Raw genomic sequence first — 16,444 nt, 5'->3', positions numbered from 1 at the left:
ATTTATGAAGATTGCTATTCTCTCCCGCAACCCCAAGCTGTACTCCACCCGCCGGTTGGTGGAGGCGGCGGAACAGCGGGGGCACGAGGCTGTAGTTCTGGACCACCTGCGTTGCGACCTTGTGATCGAGCAGGGCGACCCGCACATCCTGTACAAGGGCGAACGCCTGAACGATATTGATGCGATCATTCCGCGTATTGGTGCCTCCGTTACCTTTTACGGCACGGCCGTGGTGCGCCAGTTCGAGATGATGAAGGTGCGAAGCGCCGTAGACTCACAGGCCATCGTACGCTCCCGCGATAAGCTGCGCTCGCTGCAGATACTGGGGCGTGCCGGGCTGGGGATGCCCAAGACAGCCTTTACCAACTACTCCAAAGAAACATCGGAGCTGGTGAAGGAAGTAGGCGGTGCGCCGCTGGTGATCAAGCTGCTGGAGGGCACCCAGGGGCTGGGTGTGGTGCTGGCGGAAACCCGCAAAGCCGCCGAGTCGGTGATAGAGGCTTTCCACAACCTGAAGGCGCGCATTATCGTGCAGGAGTTTATCTCTGAGGCCGGTGGAGCCGATATCCGTGCCTTTGTGGTGAACGGAGAGGTGGTAGGTGCCATGAAGCGACAGGGCAAGGAGGGCGAGTTCCGCTCCAACCTGCACCGTGGTGGCAAAGCCCAGCTCATTAAACTGAGCCGCCAGGAGAAAGCGGCCGCCCTGCTGGCGGCCAAGTCGCTGGGCCTCGGCATTGCCGGCGTGGACCTGCTGCAGTCGAAACGCGGCCCGCTGATACTGGAGGTAAACTCCTCGCCGGGCCTGGAGGGCATCGAGAAAGCCACGCAAAAGGACCTGGCAGGTAAGATTATAGAATATGTGGAGAGCCTGCCCGTGAAGAAGAACTCTAAGAAGAAAGTGAGCGAGTAGCATGCCCGAAACCATTGTTATCAACGGTAGAAGTATAGACCGTGGAGAGAAGGTGCTGACAAAGCTGGTGATCAGCAAGCTGCCAAGCGGCACCGTCATTGAAATACCCGTGTATGTTTTCCGCTCGGTGCACGATGGGCCGGTGGTCCTGCTGATGGCCGGCATGCATGGCGACGAAGTGAACGGCACCGAGATTATTCGGCGCATGCTTTCCAAGAAGATGCTTTACCCGCTTAAGGGTACTATCATTGCCGTGCCGGTGCTCAACATCTATGGCTTCCTGAATTTCTCCCGGGAGGTGCCGGACGGCAAGGACGTCAACCGCAGCTTCCCGGGCAACCGCGACGGGTCACTGGCCAGCCGTGTGGCCCACCGCTTTATGAAAGAGGTACTGCCTTACGTGGACTACGGCCTGGATTTCCATACCGGGGGCTCCAGCCGCGCCAATTACCCGCAGATACGCTGTGTGCTCAGCGACCATAAGAACGCCGAGCTGGCCAATGCCTTCGCGCCACCGTTTATCATGAATGCGCCTTACCGGCAGGGCTCGCTGCGCAAGGAGGCCGGCAAGCTGGGCAAGTCCATACTAGTGTATGAAACCGGTGAGTCGCTGCGCTTTGATGAGAAGGGCATTAACCTGGGGATAGAGGGTACCTGCCGCGTGCTGCACCACCTGGGGATGATGGCCAACTTTAACGAGCCAACGGAGCCTACGGTGGTCTGCATGAAGGATATATGGCTGCGGGCCAAGAACGCGGGTCTGTGGCGCACGTTCATCAGTATCGGCGAGCACGTGAAGAAGAACCAGCACATTGGCAGTATCACAGACCCTTACGGGGAGATGGAGGTACGCCTGAACGCACCGGCCACAGGCTATGTCATCGGCCTTAACAACATGCCGGTGGTAAACCAGGGCGACGCGCTGCTGCACATTTCGTTTTAACCTTTGCTTTTATCCCCTTTTAAAATGTGCCGCTTTATACTTGTTTAGTGTTCAGGGTAGTACGTAGCGGCGGTGTATGAAAAAGCACCCGGTAACAACTGTAAAAGGCCATGAGTATGAAATTTCAGAAGCGTAGTAGCGGTGGCAAAGTAAGGTTGCCTTTGCTGGCGCAGTTAGCCGTTTTGCTGGCCCTTTTCGGTACAGGGTTGCTGGTAGGAGAAACCATCGCAAAGCTGTTGTAAAGTGCACTCCCTGATTTTTACTCGTAAAGCCTCTAAAACCAGAAGGGCCAGCTACACTTAGCTGGCCCTTCTGGTTTTAGAGGCTTTAAACAGGCTTAGGTCCTACTTAAAACACGTAGCGTACGTGCAGGGCCGTATCCCAGAAACCGCCGCCGCGCGGTATGTTGAAGTACGGCTTAATGTCGGCTCCGATCGTGAACGGAATGTCGCGGATGTAGTACTCCAGGCCCAGCACACCATCAATACCCACACCAAACACGTCATCATCGTAGTGCTTGTGGTGGTGATCGTCATAGTAGTCGTGGCCGTCCCAGAAGCCGACGTGGCCACCAAGGCCATAGTACCACTGCAAGCCGCGCGTATCAAAAGCCTGCGCGTGCTTCTCGTACAGTACCGTAATCACGGTGCCTCTGTACTTAAAGCTGGTGCTCAGGATACCCTCAATGGCGGCATCGCTTTTAATAAAATGCTTTACGGTAAGGCCAGAAGCTGCTCCTCCTCGCAAGCCGATACCTGTTGTGTAGCCACTTTGGGCCTGTGCGCCGATGGCCGCAAAAAGTATAAGCGCCAGCGCAAAAGTCAATTTTGTAAAAATTCTCATCTCTTTGGTAAAGTTGGAAGATCCTCGTCGGCTGCGATAGGTATGACTGCCACAGCCGCCGCGAAATTACAAGTTCTAACGCAGACATGAAGCATTATTGTGCGCCGCCCGCTACTTTTTACCCTCGGCTTTGTAGTCTTGCAGGTACGCCGATTTTCGGGTGCGGCGGCCTATCAGTTTAAAGAAAGAGATAAAGCCTTGCTGGTCAAGCTGCAGCGCTTTGGCGAACGGGTCTTCCTCCTGTTGCTGCTCGTAGTCCCGGATGTAGTGTTCCCGCACCAGGTCGGCCTCGGCTAACTCCTCGGCGGCCTCTATCTGCACCAGCCCCGTCTTCTCCCAGAGCCTGCGCCACCAAGCTATACTATGGATAAAGTACCAGTAGTGCTGGTAGTCCTGCCGCAGAAAGTCCGGCACCTGCTCCAGCGTTTCTACCTCCTGGGTAAAGCACACGTCCACGATGGCGATGCAGCCGCCGGGCTTGATGAAGCGGGCGATGTAGGGGAGGTACTTCTCGTCGGTGCCGAAATAGGTATAGGAGTCCACCACAATCACGGCATCGAAAAACTCCTCGGCAAAGGGCAAGGCGCGGGCATCGGCCTCCAACGGAATCACTTTGTCTGCGCAGCCCGCGTGGCAGATGCGCTGGTAGTTGCCGCTGGCCGATACGGCCTCGTCCACGGCATACACCGTTACGCCGAACTCCCGGGCCAGAAAGATAGAGCTAATGGCTTTGCCGCAGCCCAGGTCCAGCACACGCATGCCCGGCCTCAGCTCCAGCGATTTGGTGAGGCTTTCGAGGTTGAAGAGCACATTCTCGCCCATGGAGTGCTTTCGCACCCACGTCGGGTCGTACTGCAGTGCCTTCGGGAAAACATGTTGTAGTTGCTGTTTGGCCATAAACGGGTATTTGCCTGAAAACAGCTTACGCGGGGCCGGGGCTAAAGTTTGGCGCCTACGTGGGCAATGTCATCGGAGAGGTGGATATGCCTGCCTGGCTTCTCCTCCCTGGCCGCCTGCAGCATGGCCTTGGCCACCGTCTCGGCCTCTATGGGCTTATACTTTTCCAGCGGCCCGACCATGAGCCCGCTCAGTGGTTTCATCACTTTGGAAGCGAACTCCTCACCGCCCCGGTGCTCCTCGCGCTCCCCGAGCAGCAGCGACGGACGGAAAAAATGGAGGGCGTTAAAAGGCTGCTGCTGTACATCGCGCTCCATCTCGCCTTTGGTTTTGTTGTAGAAGAACATCGAGCCGGTATCGGCACCCATCGCCGAAACGACCAGGAACTGCACGGCTCCCCGCTGGGCAGTTATCTCGGCTAACTGCACCACATACGTGTGGTCTACTTTGTAGAAGTTCTCTTTGGACCCTGCCTTCTTAATGGTGGTGCCCAGGCAGCAGAAAACATCGTCTGCGGTCAGGTCGGCGGCGTAACCCCGCATTTTGTCAAAGTCGATTACCTGCTGGTCCAGCTTAGGGTGGATCAGCGGCAGTTCGTGGCGCCCGATGGAGATAACTTGGCTATAGCGTTCGCTCTTGAGCAGTAGGCTGAGCAGGTGCCCGCCTACCAGCCCGCTGGCTCCGGCTATCAATGCGGTTCTTACTTTTTGCATAAGTGAATTAGCTTATGCAGAAAATACGTTCTTCAGCGATATATAGTCTATAAAATATAGCAGCTTTACGGAGAAATTATTGTTCTGCGGCACCGCAAAGGTCCTGGACATATTATCGAAGTAGCGGTCTTCAATCTCGCTGCTCTTGTCCTCAATAAAGTTCTTCCACACGACACGCAGCTCGCTGCCCGGGGCAAAGCGCCAGCTGTACACCAGGTCCATGGTAAAGGTGTTGTAGTTGATGTCTTCTATCCCGGAGGTGTAGGCGTTCTGCTCGGCTGTGGTGGCGCTCAGCAAGCCCTCCTTCGTCAGCTCGTAGAATTTCTGGTAAGCCGCCCTGGACCAGTAGTGGCGCATGTTCAGCGTGAGCCCGGAGCGCTCGTTAAAGATATAGGCACTGCTGATGGTGGTGCTTAAGGTGGTGAGGGTGCGGTCGCCGAAGAGGATGCGCTTGTTCAGGGCCGCATCTTCATACTTGTCGGCGTAGCCAATGTTGTGCCGCTCAATCTCGTAGCTGTTGCCGTTCACAATCGAGAACTTGTCGTTCACGCGGAAGCGCGGGGAGAAGTTAAGCCACCAACTGGTCTGGTCGTAGCGGCGGGAGCGCCAGAAGCCCGTGGAGGCGTCCAGGGCGAGGCGTTTGCGGTAGTCGGTGCTGATGCCCACGTTGGCGTCGTGGGCCGGCGGGCGCACAAACACCTGCGGGAAGGCGCGCGCCTCAAAATAATCGTACCTGTCGCCGGGGCGCACGCTTAGGTTCAGGTAGGCGCTCAGGAAGTTGCGGAAGCGGACGTTGGTGCTGGCGCTCAGGTCCAGGGCGACAAACTCGCTCGGCTCGTACAGCATGCTGTGCCCCACGCTCAGGCTGTTGCTCCATGACAGGAACTTCCAGATGGGCTGGTAGAACTTGTAGCTCACGCTGGCGCTGGTGTACATCTCGTTGTTATTGCTGATAAAGCCCAGGTCGTTAATGTCGTAGGTGTCGGACTCTACGCTGTGGTTAAGGCCGTACTGCAGGTTGCCGCTAATCTTGTTCAGGTTTATGAAATACTGGTGGCCCAGCGTAACGCCGTCGTCCGTTGCCGGGTCGTCGTCCACGTCTTTGCCGTAGAGTTGGCTCAGGTTGCCCCCGGCAGTCAGGGCAAAGAGGTTGCGCTTATCGGCAAAGCGCATGCGCAGGCCGCTCACGTTGGCATCGTAAAAGCCACTGGCACGGGTTACGTTGGTGTTGGTAAAGGTGAGGTAGGAGTTGCGCGGCAGCGTTTGGTCCAGCACAAACACGCTGTAGTTCGTGAACGGGTCCGTGAGTATCTCACGGGTGGCCCCGGTGGTGGAGTCCTGCACGGTAGCGTAGGTGCTGCCGGTAAAAGCGTTAAACAGGCCTACACCCAAGCCGCGGCGCGTCCTGCCCGATACCTTGGCGGCATTCAGCAGCTGTGTCTCCACCGGGTTTTTGCTGATGCCTTCACGGCCCTGCAGCTGATCCTCCACCGCGTCATAGCCTACAGGGCTGGCCCCGATGCGGCGGGAGTAAAACAGGCCCGCTTTGTTAAAGAGCTCCGTGCCCTCGGTAAAGAACTGGCGGTTCTCGCTGTACTTCACCTCAAAGGGCCCCAGGTTCAGCACCTGGTTGTCCGACTGCGTCTGCCCAAAGTCAGGGATCAGGGTTACATCCAGGGTAAAGGCGTCGTTGATGCCGTACTTTACATCCATGCCCCCGTTAATAGAGTGGCTGAAGGCCTTCCGGTCGCTCTCGCTGTCCTGGTTCGGGGAGTGGTTTACGTAGCCCGACACATAAGGCATAAACTGCAGCCGCACCGGCGACTCAATTCCGTCGATGCCGATAACGCGGCCTCCCTGGTTTATCAGGCCTTCCACCGAATTATCTACATGGCTCCAGAAAGACTTTTCGCGGCTTCTGCGGATAACGCGCATGTAATTAACGCCCCACGTCTGCACCTCTGCCTTGGGGAAGCGGATCGCGCCGTAGGGAATGCGCAGCTCTACCGTCCAGCCGCCATCGTGCTTGCGCACGCTGCTTTCCCACACGGCGTCCCAGTTCCAGTCTTCGCGGCCCTGCGAGTACTTGATGTCCGTCTGCACCCCGGCCGCCGACACCAGAAAGGCAAAGGCGTTCTGCTTGTCGTTGTAGGTATCGAGGTACACACCGAACATATCGGAGTTGTTTTCGCCGGAGTCGCGCTGGCCCAGCTGCGTCAGTACAGAGTCGGGAGCGGTGTCGTGCAGGACGGCCCCGATGTAGACGGCATCATTGTCGTAAAGCATGAACACCTCCGTCTGCTGAGACGAGGGCTTGCCGTTGAGCGGGTCGTAGCGGTAGAAGTTCTTTGCCGGCTGCACCTGGTGCCACACCTCAGGCTCCAGGTGCCCATCCAGCTTTGGCACGGCCCGTGTGCGTGCCACTTTAGTGGTCTTGTTTCGCTTGTTCTTCTCTGCTTCTGTGTCGTCGTTTCCGTTAGCCTGTGCGCCTCCGGCGCACAGGCTAAGTATAAGCGCAAAAGGTAATAGTCTAGTAAGCATACGCTGTAGCAGCCCTTACTTAGGGGCTGCTTGTTTAAGGTGAGATGGTTCGGTATAAGGTGTCGTAGGGGTGGCTGGGGCGGCGGCTGGAGCGGTTAACTCTTCTTCAGCCTGATGCTGTCCGGCTCAATTGAGATCTTGCCGGCTTTATACAGGCTGCCGATAGCGCGTTTGAACGTTTTCTTGCTCATGCCCAGCGTCTGGTAAATGTCTTCGGGCGAGCTGCTGTCCGAGAGGGGCATCCAGCCGCTGCCCTGCTCCAGCGAGCGCATGATTTTGTCTGCGGCTTCGTCTTTCTCCTCCTTCTGGTTAATGCCCGGCTTGCGCAGCGTTACGTCAATCTTGTTGTCAGGGCGGATAAGCTTGATATAGCCTGTGGTTTTATCGCCGATGCGCAGGTCCTGGAACACTTCGTTTTTATAGAGGATGCCCATGTACTCGCCGTTGATGATAACCTTCATGCCGATATCGGTAAGGCCGGCCACCAATAGCTGCACCTCGTCTCCCTCACTTAGCTTGATGTCTTCGTTGTGCAGGTATTTCCCCAGCTTGGAGGTGGCTACTACACGGTCAGAGCTCTCGTCCAGGTACACGTACACGCAGTACTTGCGGCCTACCTGCATTTTGTTTTTCTGGTTGTTGAGCGGCACCAGCAGGTCCTTTTCCAGGCCCCAGTCCAGAAAGGCGCCGAAGGGCGTTTCGTCGGTGCAGGTGAGGCAGGCGAACTCGTTGATGGTGGCGTAGGGCTCCAGGGTAGTGGCGATCATGCGGTCTTCGGAGTCGCGGTACACGAAAACGCGCAGTTTGTCGCCTACCTTTGCGCCTTCGGGTAAATACTTGCCCGGCAACAGAATGTCTCCGTCGTCTGAGGTGAGGTAAACGCCAAAGTCTACCTCACGGGCTATCTCCAGCTCGTTGTAATTGCCTAAATCTACCATGTTATACTTGTGGTTAAGAGATGTAAAGTGCAGAGGCTGCACTCCTTCTACAAATCTAATAAAAAGAGCGCGTGCTTAAAAGTTGTAACAGTAGATAAATAGGGAATAGCTTATGTTTTACCGGGAATGCCGGGGGCACGAGCGGAGTGAGGGGTGTTCGTGCGTTCGGAACTGGCCGGGCCAGTGCAGGCAGTGCCGGAGCAGCAATAGACTGCGCCGCCCGGTCTGGCGCTGCTGGCCTGCTCAGCATTGGGAAAACAGTTGCAGCGGCGGCGGTAAGCCCTATCTACTCGGAAGGGACCGAAGAAAAAGCAAAACCCCGGTAGCCAGGGCCACCGGGGTTCTACGGTATACTTAGGCGGAGCGTGTTACGCTTTCGCTTTCTTCTTCGCCTTGGCTTTGGCGTCTTCTGCCTCTCCGTCTTCCATAATGTCACTTGGCTTTGCGATCAGGCCAATCGAAAGGCCGTCTTCGCCGAGGAAGTGCTCGATGTGGTGGCAGCGGTCCTCGGTTTTCAGCAAAATGCCTTCCAGCAGTGATTTGGTCGCGAAGTCCTCATGCTCCAGAGCCTTTTTGATTGACTTGCGCAGCTCCACGGCAATGGTTTTCTCATCGTCCATGTCCTTTTCCAGCATCTCGCGGATGCGGAACTCGCCCTCCTCCTCGTGCTCCAGGTAAGCGATCTTCAGCTGGTTGGCCGGGTGGCAGGTAGGGCAGTAGCCCATAACCGTCAGGCGCTCGGCAATGGCGTCGTACTGCGCGTGCAGCTCGTTGTAGTGCTCTTCAAAAAACAGGTGCAGGTCGCGGAACTGCGGCCCCTCCACCAGCCAGTGGTGTTTATGGTATTGGTGGTATAGCACAATAAAGGAAGCCAGGTGGCGGTCCAGCTCTTTGGCCATGGCCGTTGCCGTGTCTTTCGACAGCCCTACCGGATTCCCCTCATATTCGTTTTTCTCTCTTACTTTTTTCATAGCAGTCTTTGTGTCCGTTTGGTTAATCTCTACCCTCTAACAGGTGAACCTCCCAAAAGGATACGAAGAACTAGTAAAAGTCTGCCACGCCGGGGCGGTTAAACTGGAAGTCGCGCAGGTCGTAGTGGGTGGCCGATGACTCGTAAATTCTGAAGTCGCGCAGGTTGTCGTTGGGGGGGAGCTTGGGGTAGTAGCTCAGGGTAATCTGAATGGTGCTGAACGAGAGGAACTCGTTCCGGAGCCGGAAGCCAACCCCGTAGCTGCGGTAAGGCGACTCTTTGAAGGGGGAGCTCTGGTTGCCGGTAGAGAGCCAGGCCACATCGGCAAACACAAAGGTGGCCAGGCGGAAGCCGAGCAGCGAAAGCGGCGTGTAAAGGTTCGCCTCGTAGTTGAACGTGATGCGGCGCGTACCCCGGACCAGGTCAGACCGGAAGCCCCGGACGCCGCTGTCGTCGTTAATGGAGAGAAGCTCCTCGGGGTGGCGGTCGATGCCGATGGTGCCGCGGCCCAGGAGGTAGTGGCGCAGTTTCCAGTTGCCCCTCTCAGACAGTTTGGTGATGTACATTGTCTCAACGTCGAGTACGCCCTGCTCCCAGCGGTCGTCCCGGATGTAGGAGCCGTAGCCGGCCTTGCCGTACAGATACCCGAAGTTCGTGCCGTACTTGGCAAAGGAGAGGGAGGTGCTAAAGTACTTGCGGTCCCAGATGCTGCCGTCCTGGTAGCCGCCGGTTACCGTAAACAGGGTGCCCACGGGGATGTCCTCCGTGCGGCCAAAGCCGAAGATAAACCTGTCCTTGTAGTACTTTCGGATGCTGTAGCCCACGCTGCCGAGCATCAGGGTGTTGTCCTGAAAGTTGCCTGTAGGAGTAGTGGTGTAATTGGTGTTAATGACCCGGGCGCCAAGTATAACCCGCCCCCGCGAGTCATAACCCAGGTTATAGCTCTTGAACTTGAGGGCGCGGCCGAGCCAGGCATCCTGCCGGGTGTAGCTCACATTGCCGAAGCGGGCGGCTGTGTCCTCGGGTGTGGAGGGCAGCAAAATGCGCTCATCGATCCAGCTGGCCCCTACCGCGCCGGCGTACTTGGTGTTCAGGGAGAAGAAGTCACGGCGCAGGAAAAGGCTTTTCTCCTTGTAGTAGTTTTCATCCACATAAGCCAGGTCCGCGGAGACGTAGGTTTTGCCGATGTTTTCAACGGTGTAGTAGGCCGCTGCCTCCCAGGGCCGCGGCCGGTCCATGTTAAACTTGTAAGAGCCTTCTATCTGGTGGCCCTGCCCCAGGAAGTTGAGCTCACGCAGCGTAACGCGCCCCCGCCCGGAGGAGGGGGAATAGGAACCGGAGCCGCCCAGGCTGAAGATGTCTTTGGTGACCACGAACACATCCACGCTATCGTTGGTGGTGGTCTCCTCGTTTACGATGATTCGGGCATCGAGCAGGTACTTGGTCTGGCGCAGCAATCGCTCAGACTCCACCAGGGCCAGCGGCTCCAGAGGCTTCATCTTCTCAAAGAGCAGCTTGTTGCGGATCAGGCCGCGGCCAGTCTTCACGTGTAGCGAGTTGCCGGCCTTCTCAAGAAACGTGTCCGGCACCTTGGAGGTATCGTTGATGGAGTAGCCGAAAACGTCCAGTGTCAGGATATCGATGCGGCGCACGATTTTATAGTTGTGCTTTTCATACTCCTTTCGGATCAACTCCGCATCCAGGCCATACACCTCCTCATCTGCCCGGTCAAAGTCGAGCAGTGCCTTCATGAGCTTCCCCATAATGGTCTTGCGCTTTGACAACTCCTTCAGGTTCTCGATTACACGCGTGTTGAAGTTCTGCTTTGTGGAGTCGGTCTGGGTGGAGTCCTGCACCTGCGCCTGGCACACCCCTATGTTGAGCAGCAGCATGCACAGCAGGCAAGCCAATGGCAAACAGCGAAACGTGAAGGGTGAATGAGGCATAAGTATAGGTATACGCAAAAAAGGCAATCAATGAGCCTCCTAATATAACGCTTTCTGATTGCAGAAACGATATGCTACCCCTACTAAAATAGTGCCAGCAGGCGCAGGAGGTTGCTTCTGTGCAAGTACACGCACGGGGCGGGTTGCTAACTATTTTAGTTTATCAACAGGTGTAGATAAAGGTGTGGATAAAATAATGCTAAATATATTGGGTTTATTGCGGAGGTGGCCGTATCTTTAAACCGTTGAAAGTTCAGTAACCCAGCAAAATGGATAGTAGAGTAGTAGAGAAACTAAAGATATTAGCAGATGCTGCCAAGTATGATGTTTCCTGCTCTTCGAGCGGTGGAAAGCGCAAGAACGAGAACAAGGGGCTGGGCAACTCCGAGGGGATGGGCATCTGCCACAGCTATACAGAGGATGGCCGTTGCGTGTCGCTGCTGAAGATCTTGCTGACCAACCACTGTATTTTCGACTGCGCCTACTGTGTAACCCGGAAGAGCAACGATGTGCAGCGCGCGGCCTTCACAGTGCAGGAGGTGGTGGACCTGACGATCAACTTTTACCGCCGCAACTACATTGAGGGGCTGTTCCTGAGCTCGGGCATCTTCAAAAATGCCGACTATACCATGGAGCGGCTGGTGCGGGTAGCGAAGCAGCTGCGGCAGGAGCATAAGTTCAACGGTTACATACACCTGAAAACCATACCCGGGGCCAGCGAGGAGCTGATAAAGGAGGCGGGGCTGTATGCCGACAGGTTGAGCGTGAACATAGAACTGCCTTCCGAGGCAAGCCTGCAGCAGCTGGCGCCGGAGAAGAACTATAAAGAGGTGCTGGAGCCGATGGGAAGCATCAGGCAGCAGCTGGCACAGGCAAAGGAAGAGAAGAAGCTGTTTAAGTCCGCGCCTGCCTTTGCGCCGGCAGGGCAAAGCACGCAGCTGATTGTGGGCGCCTCGGCGGAGAACGATCACCAGATCCTGCAGCTCTCGAGCCAGCTCTACAAAGATTACAGCCTGAAGCGCGTGTACTACTCTGGCTATGTGCCGGTGAGCAGCGACAGTCGCCTGCCCATCATCACGGAGCCGCCCATTATCCGGGAGAACCGCATTTACCAGGCCGACTGGCTCATGCGCTTCTACGGGTTCGACGCAAAGGAAATCGTGGATGAGCTACACCCCCACCTGGACCTGGACATCGACCCGAAGCTAGGCTGGGCGCTGCGCAACCGCCATGTTTTCCCGGTGGAGCTGAACACGGCGGACTATGAGATGATCCTGCGGGTGCCGGGGATCGGGGTGAAGAGCGCACAGAAGATTGTGTCGGCCAGAAGGTTTGCCCCCCTCAACTTTGAGCACCTGCGGCAGATGGGCGTGGTGCTGAAGCGGGCAAAGTACTTTGTTACCTGCCAGACCAAAAGCCTGCAGCGCCAGGACTTCGATTCGCTGGCGATCCGGAGAAAGATACTGTTTGGCGAGGGCTCCGTGCGGAGCGCATTGCTCACGCAGCAGCTGGACCTGTTCCGGCAAGTGGGGTAGTAAAGAGGGAAAGGAAGCAGCATGAGAGAGAGAAAGAAAAAATCAACCATACCAAGTTATACTTCCAAGTTAATCCAACCTAAGAAAGTGTTAGTCATGAGAAAGAGCCAGAAAGTAGCCCGCGTGTCGCTTTATTGCAAACTGAACATGCTGGTGCCGCAGCTGCAGAGCCTCTCGGCCCGCATGAAGGCCGACGCGACCGAGAAGGCCCGCAACACCAGTAAATAACACCGCATGAACGCCCTGTACCACTACACCTACGACGGCACGTTTGAAGGGCTGCTGACGGTGGTGTTTGAGGCTTATGAGCGAAAAGCCTGGCCCGCCAGCATAGAGCAGGAGCACCTGGCGCAGCCAAGTATGTTTGGCCAGCACCTTGCCGTGGTTACCGATGAGGAGAAAGCCGCCCGTGTGTGGCAGGGCCTGCAAAAGAAGCTGAGCGTGGGGGCGCAGCAAGCGCTGTACTATACCTACCTGTGGGAGCAGCCCGGGTTTGAGCAAACAGTCTTTGCCTATGTAAAGCTGGTGTTCGGCTCTTCCGAAAGTATAGAGGGCAACTACGCGGCCCCGTGTGTGCTGCAGGTGCAGCAGGCGGCAAAGCAGGTGCACCGTGAGAAGCACCGGATGGAAGCCTTTGTGCGCTTTGAGAAAACAGCCGATGGCCTCTTCTACGCCGCTGTTACGCCTGACTTCAACGTGCTGCCGCTCATTGTGCGGCACTTCGAAAAGCGGTACGCCGACCAGCGCTGGGCCATTTACGACACCAGCCGCCGCTACGGAGCCTATTACGACCTACAGCAGGTATCGCTGGTGCAGATGGAGTTGCCGCCGCACCGGCGCCAGGGCGTGCCGGCCACCGAGGCCAGGCACGCGGAGGAGGATACGTACCGGCAGCTGTGGCAGGTGTACTTCGACCACGTGACTATACCCGAACGCAGGAACCCAAAGCTGCACTTACGCCACATGCCCAGGCGCTACTGGAAATACCTGTCCGAAAAACAGCCCCGCAAGTTGCTGTAAGAGCTTCTTCTGCAGCATCAAAGCAGCGATTGCACTAAAACGTGGTTAAAATTGCACTCGTTGCGCAACCTTTTCCTGCTTCTATACGTTAATAAGTATATATATCACTTCAACAGTAAGGCAGGAGAGGACCCATGGCGGCGAAAACCCGTTTCAGCGGCCCGGACTGCGTAAACCATAAATTTGCACAATGAATTCACGCGTACGAAAGAAACTGATTCAAGTAGCTCGCGGCAGAGCACATTTGATGTCCTTCCAAAACTTGATCTACGAAGCCGAGCTGGGGCTCAACCTGGAAAACCCACATGAGAAATCGATGCTGGCCGATGTCATCGATGAGATCTCGGAGAAAGAATACAAAGAGGGCCGGCCGCTGCTAAGCGCCCTTGTGAGAGTAAAAGGCCAAAAGAACCAGGGAGATAGCTTTTTCAGAATGTGTGAGCGCCTGGGCTACGGCAACTGGAAAGAACTGAAAAAGAACTCCAAATTTATTGAGGAGCAGCGCGAGGCCTGCCGTGAGTTCTGGTCTGACAAGAAAAACTTCTCCGCATATTTGTAAATACTTACGTGGAGCGGCAGTACCGCCATCCCACCCTCGGGCTGCCGCTCCACCCCTTTAGCTCACCAAGTCCATCCCTAACCCTGCCGTGCTGTCGTACGGCTGTTTCTTACTCCCCTGTAAACCAGCGGCAAGGCTGCATCTTTGCCTGCCGCTATGTATATTAGCTGCAAGGCTGCTACAGCGGCATCCACGCGTTGCTTGCCCACCTTGCCCCGTGATGATAGCTTGAGCGTGCACGGTATAACATAAGAGCGGCAGTGAAAAGAATAGTCATATTCGTAGAATCACCGGAACTGCTTTCAGTGAAAAAAAAATTTTTAGGCGTGAAAGCCTTTGCCGGTGCACATAGCCGTTTTTTGCTGCTTCACGAGAACCGTATTCTTAAAACCTACCTCAAAACTTTACAATCCGTTTTGGTTATAAAGAAAGATATTGTTTTCTTTATGGTGAAATATAGCTATAAAAGTATGCTTAAACCTGAAAAAGGAATAAGAGCTTTGTGGGCTGTGTTTTAATCCGCGCTTATAATTCTACTTACATACTAGTTATTTACCATTGCCTATGAAAGCAATCTCTACCAAACTACTGGTGCTGGCGCTATGCATTGCCGGTGCCGTACAACATGCCGTTGCCCAAGCCCCCAAATTCGGAAAGGTCTCGGAGGAGGAACTTAAGATGCGCATGTATGACAAGGACACAAGCGCTGCGGCGGTTATTCTGTCTGATTTTGGCTCCACCCGCTTCATCTACACAAATGAACTGCAGGTGGTTTTCGAACGCCATCTCCGCATCAAAATCTTTAAAAAATCCGCTTATGATTGGGCCGATATTGTAGTACCCTACTATGTGAAGGGCACAGACAAAGAGCGTGTAACCAACGTGAAGGGCTATACCTTTAACCTGGAGAAAGGGCAGGTGCAAAAGGATAAGCTGGAGAACAACAGTGTGTTCGATGAGCAGACGTCGGAGAACTGGCTGGCCAAGAAGTTCACCATGCCAAACGTAAAGGAGGGCTCGGTGATTGATGTGAGCTACACCGTTACGTCTGACTTTGTCTATAACCTGCGCGACTGGGAGTTTCAGCACAGCATCCCGACGGTCTGGAGCGAGTACCGCGCCCGCATACCGGAGTACTTCGACTACAAGTTCCAGATGCAGGGCTACAACATGCTGTACAAGAGCGAAACCAACAGGGAGGCGGCAGGCAACTCCGCCTCTCCAGATATGCAGAACAAGGCCTATGTATGGGCTATGAAGGATGTGCCGGCCCTGAAAGAGGAGAAGTACATTACCACCGTGCGCGACTACCAGTCTAGAATAGAGTTTGAGCTGCAGCGCGTGCAGTATCCGGGGCAGGCACCCCGCATCATGACCGGCGACTGGAGCAGTGTAACGAGTGACCTGATGCTGGCGGAGCGCTTCGGTACGCAGCTTAAGCGCAGCGGCTTCTATAAAGAAGAGCTTGCCTCGATCCAAGGGAAGTACAAAACCAAGCCGGAGCAGCTCGCCGCCGTTTTTGACCTGGTAAAGAGCCGCATGAAGTGGAATGGCAGAGGCGCCATCTATGCCGATGCGACCATTAAAAAGGCGTGGGATGAGCGCACCGGAAATTCCGCCGATATCAACCTGCTGCTGACCTCTATGTTGCTTGAAGCAGGGTTTGATGCCGCGCCCGTACTGGTAAGTACCCGCGACCACGGCCGTGTGCGTGCGGCCATGCCTCCCATGGTTAGCAAATTCAACTACGTGGTGGCGCATGTGAAGTTAGACGGTAAAGAGTTGCTGCTGGACGCCACTGATCCGTTGGTGACCGTTGGCATGTTGCCTGCCCGTTGCCTGAATGGCCAGGGCCGCCTCATTAAAAAGGATGACCAGCGCTGGGTGGACCTGTTGCCGGCGGCCAACTCCACCACCATGTTCAGTGCGGCGCTAACGATCAACGGGAAGGGCGAGATTATCGGTACGGGCCGTGAATCTGCAGGGGGCTACAGAGCCCTGAACATGCGCAAAAGCATTCTGGAGGAAGGCGAAAGCAAGTTCACCGAAAGCCTGGCAAAAGAGGTAGGGGACTTCAAGATGACAAAGCCTGAGATCAAGAACCTGAACAACCTGGGCGATGCGCTGGACATTACCTACGACATCAGCGTTAGCGGCAGCGGCCGCTCCAATGACATTATCTACCTGAACCCCATGCTGGGACGGGGCGAGAAGGAAAATCCCTTTAAGCTGACTGAGCGCCTGTACCCCGTAGACTTTGCCACGCCGATAGACGAAACCTACATCTGCAGCTTCACTATTCCGGAAGGCTACGAAGTGGAGGAGGCTCCAAAAAGCATCGCTGTGAACCTGCCCGAAAACGGCGGCCGCTTTATGTACATGGTGCAGCACGAAGGCAACACACTGCAGGTGATGAGCAAGGTGAACATCAACAAACCTGTTTTCTACGCGCCGGAGTACCAGTACCTGAAGGAGTTCTTCAACCAGATAATCGCCAAGCATGCCGAGCAGATTGTACTGAAAAAAGCAACGGCATCTAACTAACCTGAAAAGCAATTGAAGTATAGCTGATGGAGAATGGCCTGCTGCGGTGTTTACTGTAACAGGCCGTTTTCGTCAGGCGTCCTTT

At 55.6% G+C, this 16,444-nt stretch carries 16 protein-coding genes; 9 read left to right on the top strand and 7 right to left on the bottom strand.

All coding sequences use genetic code 11. The features are described from left to right. Positions 1–4 precede the first annotated feature (4 nt). The 3 genes from rimK to CA264_RS22390 all read left to right on the top strand — a co-directional run bounded on the left by rimK (position 5) and on the right by CA264_RS22390 (position 2,095). Positions 5–910, top strand: a complete 906-nt coding sequence (gene rimK, locus CA264_RS13755; protein WP_025607956.1) for a 30S ribosomal protein S6--L-glutamate ligase — start codon at positions 5–7, stop codon at positions 908–910. Position 911: 1 nt separating this feature from the next. Beyond that, entirely contained in the window at positions 912–1,853 is a 942-nt protein-coding gene (locus CA264_RS13750) for a succinylglutamate desuccinylase/aspartoacylase family protein (RefSeq protein WP_025607955.1), read from the top strand. Positions 1,854–1,969: 116 nt separating this feature from the next. Next, entirely contained in the window at positions 1,970–2,095 is a 126-nt protein-coding gene (locus CA264_RS22390) for a hypothetical protein (protein WP_257791724.1), read from the top strand. A 106-nt stretch (positions 2,096–2,201) separates the two neighbouring features. On the opposite strand, the gene CA264_RS13745 is transcribed toward CA264_RS22390, so the two are convergent. From CA264_RS13745 to CA264_RS13715, 7 genes are all read right to left on the bottom strand, one after another. Beyond that, the gene (locus tag CA264_RS13745; protein ID WP_025607954.1) at positions 2,202–2,696 is read right to left on the bottom strand and encodes a hypothetical protein; all 495 of its coding nucleotides are present in this window, start codon (positions 2,694–2,696) and stop codon (positions 2,202–2,204) included. A gap of 111 nt (positions 2,697–2,807) precedes the next feature. Continuing rightward, the gene (locus tag CA264_RS13740) at positions 2,808–3,593 is read right to left on the bottom strand and encodes an SAM-dependent methyltransferase (protein WP_025607953.1); all 786 of its coding nucleotides are present in this window, start codon (positions 3,591–3,593) and stop codon (positions 2,808–2,810) included. 41 nt (positions 3,594–3,634) lie between these two features. Next, positions 3,635–4,306 carry an oxidoreductase gene (locus CA264_RS13735; RefSeq protein ID WP_025607952.1) on the bottom strand — a complete coding sequence of 224 codons (672 nt, stop codon included), beginning with the start codon at positions 4,304–4,306 and terminating at the stop codon, positions 3,635–3,637. A 12-nt stretch (positions 4,307–4,318) separates the two neighbouring features. Further along, positions 4,319–6,847 (bottom strand): DUF5916 domain-containing protein, encoded by a 2,529-nt coding sequence (locus CA264_RS13730; RefSeq protein WP_025607951.1) that lies wholly within the window; start codon positions 6,845–6,847, stop codon positions 4,319–4,321. A 95-nt stretch (positions 6,848–6,942) separates the two neighbouring features. Beyond that, positions 6,943–7,785: a CvfB family protein gene (locus CA264_RS13725; protein WP_025607949.1), complete on the bottom strand. Its 843-nt coding sequence runs from the start codon at positions 7,783–7,785 to the stop codon at positions 6,943–6,945. Positions 7,786–8,153: 368 nt separating this feature from the next. Further along, a complete protein-coding gene (locus tag CA264_RS13720) occupies positions 8,154–8,756 on the bottom strand; it encodes a Dps family protein (protein WP_025607948.1) in 603 nt (200 codons plus the stop codon). A gap of 70 nt (positions 8,757–8,826) precedes the next feature. Next, a complete protein-coding gene (locus tag CA264_RS13715; RefSeq protein ID WP_237151120.1) occupies positions 8,827–10,671 on the bottom strand; it encodes a BamA/TamA family outer membrane protein in 1,845 nt (614 codons plus the stop codon). Between the two features lie 299 nt (positions 10,672–10,970). Here CA264_RS13715 and CA264_RS13710 point away from each other — a divergent pair, with 299 nt between their 5' ends. From CA264_RS13710 to CA264_RS13690, 6 genes are all read left to right on the top strand, one after another. Further along, positions 10,971–12,236, top strand: coding sequence for a putative DNA modification/repair radical SAM protein (locus CA264_RS13710; RefSeq protein WP_025607945.1), 1,266 nt, complete (start codon positions 10,971–10,973; stop codon positions 12,234–12,236). Between the two features lie 96 nt (positions 12,237–12,332). Beyond that, complete coding sequence (locus CA264_RS22385) at positions 12,333–12,464, top strand: hypothetical protein (protein ID WP_257791723.1); 132 nt, start codon at positions 12,333–12,335, stop codon at positions 12,462–12,464. 6 nt (positions 12,465–12,470) lie between these two features. Beyond that, complete coding sequence (locus CA264_RS13705; RefSeq protein ID WP_036776204.1) at positions 12,471–13,256, top strand: TIGR03915 family putative DNA repair protein; 786 nt, start codon at positions 12,471–12,473, stop codon at positions 13,254–13,256. A 190-nt stretch (positions 13,257–13,446) separates the two neighbouring features. Then, positions 13,447–13,815, top strand: a complete 369-nt coding sequence (locus CA264_RS13700; RefSeq protein WP_025607943.1) for a hypothetical protein — start codon at positions 13,447–13,449, stop codon at positions 13,813–13,815. 260 nt (positions 13,816–14,075) lie between these two features. After that, a complete protein-coding gene (locus tag CA264_RS13695; RefSeq protein ID WP_025607942.1) occupies positions 14,076–14,333 on the top strand; it encodes a hypothetical protein in 258 nt (85 codons plus the stop codon). Positions 14,334–14,379: 46 nt separating this feature from the next. Beyond that, a complete protein-coding gene (locus tag CA264_RS13690; protein WP_025607941.1) occupies positions 14,380–16,359 on the top strand; it encodes a DUF3857 domain-containing protein in 1,980 nt (659 codons plus the stop codon). Positions 16,360–16,444 lie beyond the last annotated feature (85 nt).

Source organism: Pontibacter actiniarum (genome assembly GCF_003585765.1).
GTDB classification, from domain to species: domain Bacteria; phylum Bacteroidota; class Bacteroidia; order Cytophagales; family Hymenobacteraceae; genus Pontibacter; species Pontibacter actiniarum.
The sequence above is the reverse complement of the archived record's forward strand: the minus strand, read 5'-3'. Positions and strand labels throughout refer to the sequence as shown.